A 15,672-nucleotide genomic window follows, 5' to 3' on the forward strand; every position below is an offset into this window, starting at 1 on the left:
CTTAGGGAGTACACGGCATGACCAAACCCGTCATCGGCTTCATTGGCCTCGGCCTCATGGGCGGCAATATGGTGGAGAACCTTCAGAACAGGGGGTTCGAACTGGTCGTGATGGACCTCAACAAGGATGCCGTGGCAACGGTTCTGGCCCGTGGCAACGCCACCGAGGCCGCCTCGCCCCGGGAATTGGCCGCGGCCAGCGATATCGTGATGCTCTGCCTGACCACATCCGAGGTCGTCGAGAAGATCGTCTACGGGGACAACGGCATTCTGGCGGGCATCAAGGACGGCGCCGTACTGATCGATTTCGGCACCTCCATCCCCGCCTCGACCCGCAAGATCGGGGCCGATCTGGCCGCGAAAGGCGCGGGCATGGTTGACGCCCCGCTGGGCCGCACCCCGGCACATGCCAAGGACGGCCTGCTGAACATCATGGCTGCCGGAGACAAGGAGACCTTCGAGAAGGTCAAGCCGGTGCTCGACCAGCAAGGCGAAAACGTCTTCTACCTGGGCGCGCTCGGCGCGGGTCATGTGACCAAGCTGATCAACAACTTCATGGGCATGACCACCGTCTGCACCATGAGCCAGGCCTTCGCCGTCGCAGACCGGGCCGGGGTCGATCGCCAGCAGCTTTTCGACATCATGTCGACCGGCCCGTCGAACTCGCCATTCATGGCGTTCTGCAAGAACTATGCGGTCGATGGCGTCAGCGATCTTGGCTTCTCGATCAACAACGCCAACAAGGATCTGGGCTATTTCCTGAAGATGGCCGAGGACATGGGCACGCGCGCCGAGATTGCCGAAGGTACCTCGAACAACCTTCAGGCCGCCGTCGCCGCCGGCATGGGGGATGGGAACGTTCCGGAAATCTTCGACTATTTCCTGAAGCTGGAAAGATAGGTCGAAGGTCGGTTAAAAACCACGACACGGCCGTGCGGTCATCCATTCAAGATAGGACAAGAAACCATGAAACTGCAGGGTAAAACCGCAATCGTCACCGGCGGCGGTCGTGACATCGGGAGGGCGTGTGCCATCAAGCTCGCCTCGGAAGGCGCGAACGTGGCGATCAACTATTTCGCCAGCAGCGCCGGGGCCGAGGAAACCGTGGCAGAGATTGAAAACAACGGCGGCAAGGCCATCGCGCTTCAGGGTGACCTGTGCAAGGCCGCAGATGTGCAGGCGCTGGTGGCGAAGACGGTCGAAACCTTCGGCGGCGTCGATGTCCTGGTCAACAACGCGGGCGGCCTGATCGCGCGCAAGACCATTTCCGAAATGTCACTTGAGCATTGGCAGGCGGTGATGGACCTGAACGTGACCAGCACCTTCCTGATGATCAAAGCCTGCCTGCCGCACCTGAAAGCGGGCGCCATCGTCAACATTGCCAGCCAGGCAGGCCGCGATGGCGGCGGCAACGGCGCAGTGGCCTATGGCACCTCCAAGGGTGCGATCATGACCATGACCCGCGGACTTGCAAAGGAACTGGGGCCGGACATCCGCGTCAACGCGCTGTGCCCGGGCATGATCGACACCGATTTCCATAACATCCACACCCCTGATGCGGGCCGCCGTGGATTGGAAGCCGCAGCACCGCTCAAGCGACAGGGCGTGCCCGAGGACGTGGCCAACCTGGTGCTGTTCCTTGCCAGCGACGACGCCGGGTATCTCACCGGAACCAACGTCGACATCAACGGCGGGATGCTGTTCTCGTAACCAATACGGTCGGCGACCATGGCAGCGCCCGGTCATTCCGCGCGCTGTCCCGCCGGCCGATCCCATGCCTTGACCAGAGGGGACTGGATGTCGCGACGGCCAGGGTCTGGGGTCGGACGGCTTCCGGCTATTCTTCATGGATTGCACAGGCTTGCCGCCACCATCGGTGAGACAAGATATGACCTTGCAATCCCCGTCCAGCGAAAGTCACATGTGGCATCCCTAACGCTGGTGACGCCCTTGGCACGCATTCTTCGCGAACCCCTCCTGCACTTTGCCGTCTTTGCGGTGATCCTGTTTGTCGTCTACGCAATCCGCAACGACGACGCGCCGCCGCCCCCCTCACAAGACGCCATCTTGATTTCCCAGGACGACGCGCGTGCCTTGGCCCAGCAGTTTGCCGGTGTCTGGAACCGCCAGCCCGTGCAAGAGGAACTCGACACCCTGATTGCCTCATATGTCGACGAGGAGGTTCTGGTGCGCGAAGCCTTGAAGCTGGGGCTTGATCGCAATGATCCGGTCATCCGCAATCGGTTGCGCCAGAAAATGATGTTTCTCGCGGAATCCGAGTCCCAGACGCTGGTGCCCGACGACACGGTTCTGGAACAGTATTTGCAGGCCAATCCCGAACGGTTTTCCAACCCGGGCCAGATAACATTCCAGCAGGTGTATCTGGGCGAGACACCGTCCCAGGAAGCCGTCCGGCAAAGCAGCGCTCTGTTGGCCGACGGTCAGGATCCCGCACAGGTCGGTGCCAACACGCTTCTGCCCGTGGCGATGGAGGCGGCCCTGCCCCAGCAGGTGGATCGCCTGTTCGGCACGGGGTTCTTTGAAAGTATGGCGCAGGTGGCGGACACCGAATGGGCCGGCCCCATCCGCTCGGGCTACGGCCTGCACCTTGTGCGGATCACGGATCGCGTTGCGCCGCTCCAACCCTCACTTTCCGAAGTGCGCGACGACGTGCTGGCGGACTGGCGTCGGGAGCAGTCCCAGATCCTTGCCGACGCCTATCTGGCCGCGCTGCGAGACACCTATGACATCGCCCTGCCCGATGCGGCCCAATTGCAGGACATCGTGACGCAATGAGATGGCTGGCCGCAATGGGGTTCCTGGTGGTGATGCTGGTCGCGGCGATGCCCAATGCCACGCGCGCCCATGCCCTTGATCCCGGTTACCTGAGCCTCGAGCAATTGTCCGGTCAAAGCTGGCGCGTGTTCTGGCGCAAGCCGGATGTCAGTGGCAGACCCATGCGCATCGATGCCCGTTTGCCCGCGTTCTGCACGCCCACAACCGGGCCGGTTCCCTTTTCCGATGGCAAGGCCTGGGTGTCTCAGTGGCAAGCGACCTGTAGCGAGACATTGCAGGGGGCGACAATCGTCATCGAAGGTCTGGAAAACACCCGAACGGATGTTCTTGCGCGCCTTCAGACTGCGGACGGAACGGTGATCACCTCGCGTCTGACCGCCGATACCCCCAGCCTTGTGGTGCCCGAACAACTCTCTGGTCTGGCGGTGTTCTGGCAATACCTCGTGCTGGGTTGGGAGCATATCCTGGAAGGGCTGGATCATCTGCTGTTCGTCTTTGCGCTTCTGGTGCTGGTGCAATCGCCGGGGCGCTTGCTGGGGGCCATTACGGCCTTCACGGTGGCACATAGCATCACGCTGGCAGCGGCATCGCTGGGGCTGCTGTCGGTACCCTCGCCGCCGGTCGAGGCCGCTATTGCCCTGTCTATCGTGCTGTTGGCGGTAGAGATCCTGAAACAAGGCGACGGCAAACCGTATCTGACCGCCAACGCGCCATGGATTGTCGCCTTCCTGTTCGGGCTTCTGCATGGCCTTGGATTTGCAGGTGCGCTGTCTGAAATCGGCCTGCCCGCCGGGGACATCCCGCTGGCCCTTCTGGCCTTCAATCTGGGGGTCGAGGCGGGGCAACTGACCTTCGTCGCCGGAGTGCTCGCGGTGTTCCTGGTGGTGCGGTGGATGGCTCCCGTGCTGGCCAGGGCGTTCCATGCCCCCGGCGCACCCGGCACGAAGGTCCTTGGCTACGCCATCGGGGGGGTGTCGGTGATCTGGCTGACAGAGCGGGTGGCCGGCTTCTGACCAGGGCGCTGGCCGGCGCGACTCGCATTGACACCATCCAGCGCGGGCCCAGGACTCACGATCACGCGCGCGTCCTTCGCACAGTCGTACAGATCTAAACCTTTAGAAGGAAAGTGGCTGGGGTGGTAGGATTCGAACCTACGATACACAGTACCAAAAACTGCTGCCTTACCACTTGGCTACACCCCAACGTGGGGGCGTATCTACGGTTTTGGTTCGGGCAGCGCAAGACGTTTATCGAAGTTTTTTGCACCGCCCGAAGGCATTTTTTTGCCTGCCCTCGCGACAGGTTCGCGAGACCGGCGCGACCCGGTCCGTGCGCACCTCAGACGCGCAGCGGATCGGCCTTGGCCAACGCGTCGAACTGCATCAACGACGCCACCAGCGCCGGCATCTGGTCCAGCGGGATCATGTTCGGTCCATCCGACGGGGCGGTGTCCGGGGCCTCGTGGGTTTCGATGAAAACGGCCCCGATTCCCAGCGACACGGCACAGCGGGCCATGACCGGCGCAAACTCCCGCTGACCGCCCGAGGAACCGCCCTGCCCGCCCGGTTGCTGCACTGAATGGGTGGCGTCCATCACCACCGGATAGCCGGTCTTGGCCATGGTTGGCAGCCCGCGCATATCGGCCACGAGGGTGTTGTAGCCGAAGCTGGTGCCGCGCTCGGTCAGCAGAATGCGGTCGTTGCCGGTGCTTACCACTTTCTTGACGACATTCACCATATCCCAGGGTGCCAGGAACTGGCCTTTCTTGATGTTGATGACCGCGCCGGTGTTGCCCGCCGCCACCAGCAGATCGGTCTGGCGACACAGGAAGGCGGGGATCTGCAGGATGTCCACGGCCTCGGCCACCGGGGCGCATTGGGCTTCGGAATGGATGTCGGTCAGGGTCGGCACATCGAATTCGCGCCGGATTTTCGCCAGAACCTCCAGGCCGGCGTCCATCCCCAGCCCGCGCTTGCCCGAGACCGAGGTCCGGTTGGCCTTGTCATAGGACGCCTTGAAGACATAGCCGGCGCCGGCGGCGGCGCAGGCCTTCTTCATCGCCTCGGCAATCATCGCCGCGTGGTCATAGCTTTCCAGCTGGCAAGGCCCGGCGATGACGGTCAGCGGGCTGTCATTGCCGATGGTCAGATCGCGGATGGTGACGGTTTTCATCGTAAGGCTCTCCTGCCTGCGCATGTCGGTTGGCTTTCAGATAACACCCCCTGCCCGAGATACCAGTGGGCAGGGGACGGGGCTGGGCGGCGGGTCAGCCCGGCAACTCGCGCTTCTGCACGCCGGTCAGCTTGCCCGCCACGATCGAGATGATGGCGGCGGCGAAACTGAACAGCGCGCCCATCTTCGCGGCCTCCTGCACGGCACCGCCATCGAAGGCCACGGTGGCGATGAACAGCGAAACGGTAAAGCCGATGGCGGCCACGCAACCGATCACGAACAGGTCGATGGTCCGCATTCCCTCGGCCAGACCCAGCCGCAAGGGTCCGGCGGCAAACCAGCCAAAGGCCAGGATGCCGATGGGTTTGCCCACCAGCAACCCGGCCAGCACCAGGATCGTGGGCGCGCCGATGGAGGAAAACTCGACGCCCGCGTTCATCAGGCCGAAGAAGAACAGCACCATTTCGACGGGGTACTTCAGCCCGTGTTCGATCTTGTTCAGCAAGTCGTGCAGATGCGCCTCGGCGGCCGAGAAGATGCCGAAGGCGCGATCCGCATGGGGAATGGCGGGTACGACCGGCAGCAAGCCCAAGGCCGGGTGCAGGCCGCTTTCCTGAAAGCCGTACCAGCTGAGCGCACCGGCCACCGCATAGGGCCAGAAGCCCAGCGTCTTGCGCACCCAGGTCGAATTGCGGCGCAACTGGTCACCACGGTCCAGACGGCGCGGCAGGTAGTTGAACAGCAGGAACACGCCCAGTGACGCGCCCAGCGACAGCAGCAGCCATTCAGGTGCCAGTTCGCCACTGGGATAAAAGATTGCCAGAATGATCAGCCCCGCCGCATCGTCGGCAATCGCCAGCAGCAGCAGGAACCGCACCGCGGGGTGGCCCGCGCCAAAGACGATGCGCCCCACCAGGTAGGAAAAGGCGATATCGGTGGCCGTGGGGATTGCCCAGCCGCGCGACACCGCGTCGTAGACATCGCTGCCCAGAAAGGCTGCCAGCCCCAGATAGACGGCGACCGGCCCGACCATGCCCCCGGCGGTGGCAAACAGCGGGGTGGCCGCCTTCTTGCCGCGCAACGAGCCGTTTTCAAGGATGATCGCTTCCCAGACTTCCTTGGCCGCGATGGCAAAGAAGAAGGCCATCAGCACGTCGTTCACAAGGTAATGCAGGGTCAGGGTGCGATGCACATGGCCATGTTCGTCCAGATGGGCGTGGCCGATGAAGAAGTCGTCCACCAGAACGAACTCGACAAAATCATGATAGCTGTGGGGGTTGAGATTGGCCCAGACCAGCGCCAGCACGGCACCGGCAATCAGCAGCAGGGAGTAGTTGGTGACGAAATTCCAGACCCGGTACATGTGCCCCCCGTTACGTACATGTGACTAGGGCGAGCCTAACCGATGGCTCGCCCTTGGCAACAGAAGGATGGCTCAGCAGGTCAGGCGATGGCCGCCCAGGCAAAGCCCGCCGCGACAGCGCCGGACAGCCCCAGCACGGCATAGGCGGCAAAGACCCGCGGCTTGACCAGCGCCCAGACCGCCACCGCCGCCGGGATGCAACTGACCCCGCCCGCAACCACGAAGGACATGGCGGCACCGGGGCTCATGCCCTGTTCCAGCAGACCGCCCACCAGTGGCACGGCGGCATAGCCGTTCAGATAGGCCGGAGCCCCCACCAGCGCGCCCAGAAGGATCGGGCCAGCGCCCTGCCCGCCCAGCACCTGCGCAATCAGATCGGCGGGCACATAGCGCAGCATCAGGGATTCCAGCAGATAGGCCAGCGCCAGCCACTTCAGCAGGAAAATGGAATTGTCACGCACGGTGGTGCCAAAGGTCGCGCGGCGGGCCGGATCGCCCCAGAATTTCCAGACCGGCTTGTCATCCACGGGCGCGTGGCTGGAGCAACAGCCGGTCCGCGCCGGACGGGTCCGCAGCGGATCGACAAAGACCGGCGACCTGGCAAAGACCATCACCGTCAGCCCGCCAAGGATCCCCAGCGACACCGCGACCACGGTCTTTGCAATTGCGAAGTCCAGCCCGATCGCACCTGCGGTGATGGCAAACATCGCTGGATCCATCAGCGGAGAGGCCAGCCAAAGCGCCATGACCGCCGACAGCGGGGCCCCAAGCGCCAGAAGCCCGGCGATGAAGGGAATGATCTCGCACGAACAGAACGGCGACAGCCCGCCCATCAGCGCGGCCAGAAAGATCATCCGCAATTCGCGCCCGTGGAAGGCGGCGGCCACCAGATGCTCGGCCCCGGTGGCTTTCAGATAAGCCACGGCCAGCACCGCAAAAGCGATATAGGGTGCGGTATGCGCCAGCGAGGATACGGTGGATGCCGCGATCCCGCCCAGGGCGGCGGCGTCCAGCACCGCCACTGCCGCGAACACGACCGCAAAGGCCAGAAGCACCTTGTCCAGACGCCGCCACAGGGCGGGCAGCGGTCTAGGCGCGGTTGAGAGATCGGTCATGATCATGATCCTTGTGAGGCGCCTTGGCATCGGCGCAGCAATTGGTCAGCAGAAAGGTCGAGAGGTTCTTGACCTCGTCATAGGCGGCCGCGGCGCACACCGTGGCACGGCCAATCTTGGTCTGGGAGATGAGCCCCGCCTGCGCGAGGATCTTCAGGTGATGCGTCAGGGTCGAGCCGCGCACGCCGCAGCGTTGCCCCAGCTCGCCGATCACCAGCCCTTCGGGTCCGGCCCGAACCAGCGTGGCAAGCACTGCAAGGCGCTGCTCGGATCCGAGGGCGGCGAAGGCCGAGGCGGCCTTGATGAGGTCGAGTTCAGATATTGGTTCCATATTTCTATATTTATCGAAATGTCGAAACAATGCAATGAGTCGTTGTCGCGCCCTTCATCCTGCCTAACATCGATGCATGAGCCAGAAAGACTTCACCGCGCTGTGTGACGAGATCCGGGACTGCCGCCTGTGCGCTGACCGGTTTGCCGCCACCGCCACGACGCATGCGCCCCGCCCCGTGGTCTGGCTGCGGCGCTCGGCCCGGATCGTGGTGGCCGGACAGGCGCCTGGCGCGCGGGTGCACGACAGCGGCGTGCCCTTCGACGATCGCTCTGGCGACCGGCTGCGCGACTGGATGGGGCTGACGCGCGACGCCTTCTATGATCGCAACCGGGTGGCGGTCCTGCCCATGGCCTTCTGCTTTCCCGGCTACAATGCCAAGGGTGCAGACCTGCCGCCGCCGCCGCTGTGCGCCCGCACCTGGCACGCCCGCGTGATGCCGCAGCTGCCGCATCGGCGGCTGCTGTTGGTGGTGGGCGGCTACGCGCAGAAATGGCATCTGGGCGCGGCAGCCAAGGGCGGGGTCACGGCCACGGTACAGGACTGGCGCAGCTTCCTGCCGCAGGCCCTGCCCTTGCCTCATCCGTCGTGGCGCAATACCGCATGGCTGAAACGCCACCCGTGGTTCGAAACCGACCTGTTGCCCGACCTGCGCCAGCGCGTCCGCGCCATACTGGAGATGCCATGACCCCGCTCACGCCGCTCGACCATGCCCATGCCGCCATGGCGGCTGCCCCCGACGACGACGCCCTGCGGCTGCGCTTCTTCGAACGTCTGGCCGATGCCGAGCTGTTCTTGCTGCTGGAACGGGAAGCCCGTGACGAGACCGTCGATCCGCAAATCTTCGAAACCGACGATGGCAAGTTCCTGCTGGCCTTCGATCTTGAAGAACGGCTTGCCGGGTTTGCCGAAGGCACCATGCCCTATCTGGCGCTGTCGGGCCGCACCCTGATCGCCATGATCGCACAACAGGGCGTCGGGCTGGGGCTGAACCTGGGTACCGCGCCGTCGGAAACCCTGTTGCCGCCCGAGGCGGTGGATTGGCTGGCCGAGACGCTGGCGCATGCCCCCGAAGAGGCCGAAGACCGCCCGCGCGAACTGGCGCCCCCCAAGGGGTTGCCCGAAAGTCTGCTGACCGCGCTGGACGGCAAGCTTGCGCTGATGACCGGGCGGGCGCGGCTCGCCTATCTCTGTGCGGTGACCTACGAAAGCGGTCGGCGCAGTCATCTGCTGGCCTTCGTCGACACCACCGAAGGCGCCGAAACCGCGCTGGCCCGCGCGGTGAACGAGGCCCTGGCCTTTTCCGGGCTGGAAGCCGGTGCGCTGGACGTTGCGTTTTTCGCCGCCAGCGATGCGATTGCCGCCCGATTGGCCCGCACCGGGTTGCGCTTCGATCTGCCCCAGCCCGACCCGCAGGACCCGTCCAGGCGTCCGGCGCCGGGTTCTGACCCCACAGCACCGCCGATCCTGCGCTGACCCGGTGCGCCAGCCGGTTCGGGGCAAAAGGCACATTATCAACGCGTCAATTGACCAATGTCAAAGTTTGCGCCGTCGGAAGATGTAGTCTCTTGGGATAAACTTCCTGAGGGAGATCCAGCGATGCGCCTGACTACACGCACCAACCTTGCGATGCGGGCCTTGATGTTCTGCGCCGTCAATCCGGGAAGGATCGTCCGGAAAGCCGAGATTGCCGAGGCTTGCAATGCCTCGCTCAACCATCTGGGCCTGGTCATCAATCTTCTCGGGCAAGCCGGGTTTATCGCCACCACCCGTGGCCGCAACGGCGGCGTGCAACTTGCGCGTTCGCCCGAAAGCATCACGGTGGGCGAAATCTGCCGACTTCTGGAAAGCGACGTGCCCTTCGCCGAATGCTTCGCCGGGGCCGACAACAACTGCCCGCTGGCCGGTTGCTGCCGCTTGCGCGGGGCCTTCTGCCGGGCGTTGAATGCCTTTTATGCGACGCTCGACAAGGTCACATTGGCCGAACTGACCGAAGACAATACCGAGTTGTGCAATCTCTTGGCCATCGGGTCGGCGGCCTGACGCGACCGCCCCCCTGATCTGAGAAAGTCCGCGGCCCCCGTCTATTGGGCCGCGGTGGCTTTCGGATCCTCTGGCGGTGTGTCGCACAGGGCGACCACCTCCTCCACCGCGCCGTGTTGCGACAGGAAGACCTTGCCGGTCAGTTCCTCAAGGAAGTCGCTGCGTTGCAGGCGATCCATGACCGGGCCCTTGACCTCGGACAGGTGCAGGCGAATGCCCATGCTGTCGAGCCGATGGTTGATCGCTTCAAGGCTTTCAAGCGCACTCATGTCGATCTCGTTCACCGCCGAGCACATGATGATGACATGGCGCAGCGCGCTGTCGCCGACCACGCGATCCAGCACATAGTCCTCAAGATAGCGCGCGTTGGCGAAATAGAGGCTCTCGTCGATGCGGATGGTCAACACGCGCGGATCGGTCAGAACCTTGTGGCGCAGGATGTTACGGAAATGTTCGGTGCCGGGCACCAGCCCGACCTCGGCGATATGCGGGCGCGATGTCTTGTAGAGATGCAGCGCGATGGACAGGATCACCCCGGCCAGCACCCCGATCTCGACCCCGAAACCCAGCGTCAGCACGATGGTCGCCGCCACGGCGGTAAAGTCGGCACGCGAATAGATCCATGTGCGTTTCAGGATCGACAGATCCACCAGCGACAAAACCGCCACCACGATGGTCGCGGCCAGCGTCGCCTTGGGCAGAAAGAAGATCAGCGGCGTCAGGAACAGCGCCGCCACCGCGATACCAATGGCCGTGTAGGCCCCTGCCGCCGGGGTTTCCGCTCCGGCGTCGAAATTCACCACCGACCGGGAAAACCCGCCGGTCACCGGATAGCCGCCCGAGATGGCCGAGGCGACGTTCGATGCGCCCAACCCGATCAATTCCTGATCCGGCACGATGCGCTGACGGCGCTTGGCCGCCAGTGTCTGCGCCACCGAGACGGATTCGACGAAGCCGATGACCGAGATCAGCAGGGCCGAGACGAACAGGCTGCTCCAGACGTCGGCATCGAATTGCGGCACCGTCAGCGGCGGCAGGCCGCTGGGCACCTCGCCGACGATGGCCACGCCGGCCTCGTTCAGACCGAACAGCGCCACGACCAGCGTCGTCACCGCAACAGCTGCGACCGGCCCGGCCTTGGCAAGGATTTCAGCCAGACGCGGCGGCAGGCCCAGCGACAGCAGCGCCGGCTTCAGCCCCTTGCGCACCCAGAACAGGAAGGCCATGGAACTGCCGCCGATCAGCAGGGTCCAGAGGCTGGCATTGGGGATCTGGATGACCAGCGCGTGCAGGATCTCGACCAGATTGTGACCCGAGGCCTGCACCCCAAGGATGTGTTTCATCTGGCTGGCCGCGATCAGGATGCCGCTGGCGGTGATGAAGCCGGCAATCACCGGGTGGCTGAGGAAGTTGGCCAGAAACCCCAGCCGCAGCACGCCCATGGCCAGCAGGATCAGCCCCGACAGGAAGGCCAGCACGATGGCCGCCGCGATGTATTCCGCCGTCCCCTGCAGCGCCAGGTTGCCCACCGCCGCCGCCGTCATCAACGAGGCCACCGCCACCGGCCCCACCGACAGCGCCCGCGAGGTGCCGAAGATGGCATAGGCGATCAGCGGCAGGATCGACGCATAGAGCCCCATCTCGGGCGGCAACCCCGCCAGCAGCGCATAGGCCAGCGACTGCGGGATCAGCATAATCGTGACGATCACCGCCGCCACCATGTCGCTGGTCAGCGTGTCACGGGTATAGCTGCGGCCCCAATCCAGGATCGGCATGGCGCCACCAAGACGAGACAGGAGCGAAGGGCGCTGGGACATGGGAGGTTACCACTTACGGAAAAGGGGTGCGGAGGCCCCTTTCGGGGTCTCCGCCGGAGGACGAAAGTGTGCCGGTCAGCGGACGGTGACGGCCTCGGGCTTGGCCATCCATTCCTTGCCGCGCAGCATCGCCAGCCAGTAGACTGGCGGCAGGATCTGCTCTTTCAACAGCCAGGCGGTACGGGTCGGCTTGGTGCCATCCACCAGCCATTTGGGAAAGCTGGGTTTCAGGGTGCCGCCATAGCCGAATTCGGCCAGCACGATCTTGCCTCGCTCGACCGTCAGCGGGCAAGAGCCATAGCCGTCGTATTGCGCCACCGGGCTTTTGCCCAGGATATCGGCCACGATATTCTCGGCGACCACGGGGGCCTGCTTGCGCGCGGCGGCGGCGGTCTTGGCGTTGGGGGCGTTCATCACGTCGCCCATCGACCAGATGTTGTCAAAGGTCTTGTGGCGCAGGGTCGCCTGATCCACATCGACCCAACCGGCGGCATCGGCCAGCGGCGAGACCCGGATGAAATCGGGCGCGGTCTGCGGCGGGCAGACATGCATCATGTCGAAGTCCACTTCGACCCGTTCCACCGGAGTGTCGGGTTGGGCCACATCGAACCAGGCTTTCTTCGCGGGGCCATCGACCGCCACCAGATTGTTGAAGAAGTTCAACCGGGCATCGTATTTCTCGACATACTCCATCAGCGCCGGAACATAGTCCTTGACCCCGAACAGCACGCCACCGGCGTTGTGGAACCCGATCTCGATGTCCTTCAGCACACCGGATCTGAACCAATGGTCAGCCGACAGATACATGGCCTTTTGCGGCGCGCCTGCACATTTGATCGGCATCGGCGGCTGGGTGAACAGCGCCCGGCCCGATTTCAACTCCTGCACCAGTTTCCAGGTGTAGGGCGCAAGGTCATAGCGATAGTTCGACGTGACGCCGTTCTTGCCCAGCGTATCCACCAGCCCCTCGATCTTGTGCCAATCCAGCTTGATGCCGGGGCAGACCACGAGACGGCCATATTTCACCACCCGGCAGCCATCGAGGATGACGGCATTGTGCTGCGGCTCGAAGGCGGCCACGGCGGCCTTGATCCAGTGCACGCCCTTGGGGATCAGCGACCCCATGGTGCGCGCCGTGGTCTTGGCATCGAAGATGCCGCCGCCGACCATGGTCCAGCCGGGCTGGTAATAGTGAATGTCGGCGGGATCGATGATGGCGATCTCGGCATTGGTCTGGCGCGCCTGAAGGCTGGCCGCCACCGAGATGCCCGCGGCCCCGCCGCCGATGATGACGATGTCAAAGCTGGCGTCACCCTGATCCAGCGGGGTCGTGCCGCCGTTGACGATGCGCCGCACCACCCCGCCCATGTCATAGCCCGCGGCCTTGGTCGCGGCCAGAATGTCCGAGGTCGGCTTGGTCTTGGCGACGCTGAGCGACCACAGGGTCGCCGACCGCGTGCCCGAGCGGCAATAGGCCAGCGTCGGCCCCGGCAGATAGGTCAGCAGCTTGCCGAATTCGGCCGCGTCCATATCCGTCACCTTGCCCTGTTCGATGGGCAGGTAGCGCGCCTCGATCCCGGCCGCTTTCGCGGCGGCTTCGATTTCTTCGAAGGTCGGCTGATCCATGCCCTCGCCGTCGGGGCGGTTGCAGATGATCGACCGGAAGCCCTGTTCGGCAAGCGCCGGAACGTCGGCAGCGGTGATCTGCGGGCTGACGGACAGCTCGGGCGAGATGGATTTGGGATCCATGGAAAGGCGTCTCCTGTAGGGGGGGTGGCCCGGTCGCTGCGCGCCGGGCCAGAGGGTCGGAGGCGAGGCTCCGCGAAGGCCGGATCAGAGGCCGTTGACCGGCACTTTCAGCATCGGACGGCCGTCCTTGTCCTCGGGGATCTCACCGGCCCGCATGTTGACCTGCAACGACGGGATGATGAGTTTCGGCATGGCCAGTTGCGCGTCACGCTCGGTGCGGAACTTGACGAACTCGTCCTTGGACTTACCGCCACCGACGTGGATGTTGTGCGCCTTCTCCTCGGCCACCGTGGTTTCCCACTGGATATCGCGACCGTTGGGGCCGTAGTCGTGGCACATGAACAGCCGGGTTTCATCGGGCAGCGCCAGCACCTTCTGGATCGAGTCGTACAACTCGCCCGCGTCGCCGCCGGGGAAGTCCGCCCGTGCCGAACCGCCATCGGGCATGAACAGCGTATCGCCGACAAAGGCCGCATCACCGATCACATGCACCATGCAGGCGGGCGTGTGGCCCGGGGTGTGCATGGTAAAGCCGGTCATGCCACCGATCTTGTAGGTGTCGCCATCAGTGAACAGCGCATCGAACTGCGAGCCGTCGCGCTGGAACTCGGTGCCTTCGTTGAAGACCTTGCCGAAGGTGTCCTGCACCACGGTGATCTTCTCGCCGATGCCGATCTTGCCGCCCAGCTTTTCCTGGATGTAAGGCGCCGCCGACAGATGGTCGGCGTGCACATGGGTTTCCAGCAACCATTCCAGTTTCAGCCCGTTGTCCTGCACATAGGCAATGACCGCATCGGCGTTGTCATAGGTAATCCGCCCGGCGGCATAGTCGATGTCCATCACGGAATCGACAATGGCACAGCTGTTCGAACCGGGGTCCTTCACGACATAGGTGATGGTGTTGGTGGCTTCGTCGAAAAAGCCTTTCACCTGCGGCGAGACGGATGAATCTACGGGATAGTTTGCCATGTGTCCTCCTGACTGCGGGTGCTTGCGCGGCCGGATCAGGGGGGAACCGGACCGCGCAAGCACCACGGCATTCGTATACAGTTTTATATATGTGTTTGCAGCCGCCGCGAAAGCCCTGCGACATTGCGCCGGATGCAGACAGGATGGTCACATATTGCAGGTATTCTTGCCCAGCAGTCGATAGGCGGGGCAGAATTTCATGGCCGAGGTGGCCAGCATCACGGCCCCCACCACAAGGACCAGCCAGAACAGGCCGCCCGAAACGGTGCCGGACAGGGCCACGAACAGCAGGATCACGCCAATCACGGCGCGCAGGATTCGGTCGATTTTTCCAACATTGGCAGTCATGACAGTCTCTCCAGAGTGCGATTTGGCCTGAAGATACGGCACGGGGGCGGCGCGGTCTGTGACCTTGTCACCAAAGTCTGCGAATATTTGCAGACAATCGGGGGTGCCGGGTTTCAGGCCTCTGCCAGTGCCCGGATGGCAGCCACGTTGGACAAGGCAATCTCGCCCCGTGACAGGGTGATCCAGTCGCGGCGGCGAAACTCCTGCAACTGCCGCGAGACCACTTCGCGCGCGGTCCCCAATTCGCCGGCCAGTTGCTGATGGGTGGCGCGCACAAGGTCACCCTGCCCCGCCAGATCCAGCAGTTTCTGCGCCAGCCGGATGTCGATCCGCTGGAAGGCCACTTCCTCGATCACAAGGAACAGGTCAGCGATGCGCCGGGAATAGGCTTCGAACACGAAGCTGCGGAAATCGGGCGAGCGCGCCACCAGATCGTCGAACGTGGCGCGCGGGATGGCCACGGCCTCGATCTCGGATTCGGTGATGCCCTCGGCGGAATAGGCATCATGGGCCATCAGGCAGGCGGTGGTCATGACACAACTCTCGCCGGCGTTGATGCGATACAGGACGATCTGGCGGCCGCTGTCGGACAGGTGCTGCACCCGCACCGTCCCCGAGATCAGCAGCAGCAGGTTGTCAGCGGTGCTGCCGGGGCCAAAGATGACCTTCCCCTCGGGCACCTTCAGAACCTTGCCGTCGCGATCCAGCCGGCGGCGAAGATCGGGATCCAGCCGCGAGAGGCCGGGAAACTTTTCAACCCAGGACATGGGACACCTCTTTCAGCATTGGCTTTCGACCTAGCCCCCCCGTCAGGGCGTTGGCAAGCGCCGCACCCGACCCGTTCCGCGAATATTTGCCCGATGAGAGCGGGTGACGCTAAGGTAGGCCCACACTATCATTGACCGCGCCACCGAAATCTCACTCAATTGCGGCACAGCGGCACAGACCGCGAGTCAACGACACGCAACAG

16 protein-coding genes and 1 tRNA gene are annotated in these 15,672 nt (G+C 64.0%); 7 read left to right on the forward strand and 10 right to left on the reverse strand.

Annotated features, from left to right (window positions below; genetic code table 11):
* Positions 1-17: 17 nt before the first annotated feature.
* The 4 genes from H8B03_RS13005 (at position 18) to H8B03_RS13020 (ending at position 3,808) form a co-directional block, all read left to right on the forward strand.
* Positions 18-899, forward strand: a complete 882-nt coding sequence (locus H8B03_RS13005; protein WP_193142296.1) for an NAD(P)-dependent oxidoreductase — start codon at positions 18-20, stop codon at positions 897-899.
* Positions 900-965: 66 nt separating this feature from the next.
* Complete coding sequence (locus H8B03_RS13010; RefSeq protein WP_193142297.1) at positions 966-1,709, forward strand: SDR family NAD(P)-dependent oxidoreductase; 744 nt, start codon at positions 966-968, stop codon at positions 1,707-1,709.
* Positions 1,710-1,949: 240 nt separating this feature from the next.
* On the forward strand, positions 1,950-2,795 hold the full coding sequence (locus H8B03_RS13015; RefSeq protein ID WP_193142298.1) for a peptidyl-prolyl cis-trans isomerase: 846 nt from the start codon (positions 1,950-1,952) through the stop codon (positions 2,793-2,795).
* A complete protein-coding gene (locus tag H8B03_RS13020) occupies positions 2,792-3,808 on the forward strand; it encodes a HupE/UreJ family protein (RefSeq protein ID WP_193142299.1) in 1,017 nt (338 codons plus the stop codon). The genes H8B03_RS13015 and H8B03_RS13020 overlap by 4 nt, the downstream gene beginning before the upstream one ends.
* A gap of 114 nt (positions 3,809-3,922) precedes the next feature.
* Here H8B03_RS13020 and H8B03_RS13025 read toward each other — a convergent pair.
* From H8B03_RS13025 to H8B03_RS13045, 5 genes are all read right to left on the reverse strand, one after another.
* A tRNA-Gln gene (locus H8B03_RS13025) sits at positions 3,923-3,997 on the reverse strand.
* A gap of 136 nt (positions 3,998-4,133) precedes the next feature.
* Complete coding sequence (kdsA, locus tag H8B03_RS13030; protein ID WP_193142300.1) at positions 4,134-4,967, reverse strand: 3-deoxy-8-phosphooctulonate synthase; 834 nt, start codon at positions 4,965-4,967, stop codon at positions 4,134-4,136.
* A 94-nt stretch (positions 4,968-5,061) separates the two neighbouring features.
* Positions 5,062-6,330: a Na+/H+ antiporter NhaA gene (locus H8B03_RS13035; protein WP_193142301.1), complete on the reverse strand. Its 1,269-nt coding sequence runs from the start codon at positions 6,328-6,330 to the stop codon at positions 5,062-5,064.
* Positions 6,331-6,410: 80 nt separating this feature from the next.
* The gene (locus tag H8B03_RS13040; RefSeq protein WP_193142302.1) at positions 6,411-7,445 is read right to left on the reverse strand and encodes a permease; all 1,035 of its coding nucleotides are present in this window, start codon (positions 7,443-7,445) and stop codon (positions 6,411-6,413) included.
* Positions 7,420-7,776: a helix-turn-helix transcriptional regulator gene (locus tag H8B03_RS13045; RefSeq protein WP_193142303.1), complete on the reverse strand. Its 357-nt coding sequence runs from the start codon at positions 7,774-7,776 to the stop codon at positions 7,420-7,422. Before H8B03_RS13045 ends, H8B03_RS13040 begins: the two co-directional genes overlap by 26 nt.
* A 76-nt stretch (positions 7,777-7,852) precedes the next feature.
* Between H8B03_RS13045 and H8B03_RS13050 the strand changes: the two genes are divergently transcribed.
* From H8B03_RS13050 to H8B03_RS13060, 3 genes are all read left to right on the forward strand, one after another.
* Positions 7,853-8,464, forward strand: a complete 612-nt coding sequence (locus tag H8B03_RS13050; protein ID WP_193142304.1) for a uracil-DNA glycosylase family protein — start codon at positions 7,853-7,855, stop codon at positions 8,462-8,464.
* On the forward strand, positions 8,461-9,252 hold the full coding sequence (locus H8B03_RS13055) for an SseB family protein (protein ID WP_193142305.1): 792 nt from the start codon (positions 8,461-8,463) through the stop codon (positions 9,250-9,252). The genes H8B03_RS13050 and H8B03_RS13055 overlap by 4 nt, the downstream gene beginning before the upstream one ends.
* 123 nt (positions 9,253-9,375) lie before the next feature.
* Positions 9,376-9,819, forward strand: a complete 444-nt coding sequence (locus H8B03_RS13060; RefSeq protein ID WP_193142306.1) for an Rrf2 family transcriptional regulator — start codon at positions 9,376-9,378, stop codon at positions 9,817-9,819.
* A gap of 41 nt (positions 9,820-9,860) precedes the next feature.
* Here the strand turns inward: H8B03_RS13060 and H8B03_RS13065 are convergent, their stop codons facing one another.
* The 5 genes from H8B03_RS13065 to H8B03_RS13085 all read right to left on the reverse strand — a co-directional run bounded on the left by H8B03_RS13065 (position 9,861) and on the right by H8B03_RS13085 (position 15,469).
* Complete coding sequence (locus H8B03_RS13065; protein ID WP_193142307.1) at positions 9,861-11,636, reverse strand: SulP family inorganic anion transporter; 1,776 nt, start codon at positions 11,634-11,636, stop codon at positions 9,861-9,863.
* A gap of 75 nt (positions 11,637-11,711) precedes the next feature.
* The gene (locus tag H8B03_RS13070) at positions 11,712-13,385 is read right to left on the reverse strand and encodes a bifunctional protein tyrosine phosphatase family protein/NAD(P)/FAD-dependent oxidoreductase (RefSeq protein ID WP_193142308.1); all 1,674 of its coding nucleotides are present in this window, start codon (positions 13,383-13,385) and stop codon (positions 11,712-11,714) included.
* A gap of 84 nt (positions 13,386-13,469) precedes the next feature.
* Positions 13,470-14,354 (reverse strand): MBL fold metallo-hydrolase, encoded by an 885-nt coding sequence (locus tag H8B03_RS13075; RefSeq protein ID WP_193142309.1) that lies wholly within the window; start codon positions 14,352-14,354, stop codon positions 13,470-13,472.
* A gap of 147 nt (positions 14,355-14,501) precedes the next feature.
* Positions 14,502-14,702, reverse strand: a complete 201-nt coding sequence (locus H8B03_RS13080; RefSeq protein ID WP_193142310.1) for a DUF2892 domain-containing protein — start codon at positions 14,700-14,702, stop codon at positions 14,502-14,504.
* A gap of 113 nt (positions 14,703-14,815) precedes the next feature.
* Positions 14,816-15,469 carry a Crp/Fnr family transcriptional regulator gene (locus H8B03_RS13085; RefSeq protein ID WP_193142311.1) on the reverse strand — a complete coding sequence of 218 codons (654 nt, stop codon included), beginning with the start codon at positions 15,467-15,469 and terminating at the stop codon, positions 14,816-14,818.
* Positions 15,470-15,672 lie beyond the last annotated feature (203 nt).

The sequence above is a fragment of the Meridianimarinicoccus sp. MJW13 genome (genome assembly GCF_014901205.1).
In the GTDB taxonomy this organism is placed as follows: Bacteria; Pseudomonadota; Alphaproteobacteria; order Rhodobacterales; family Rhodobacteraceae; genus Meridianimarinicoccus.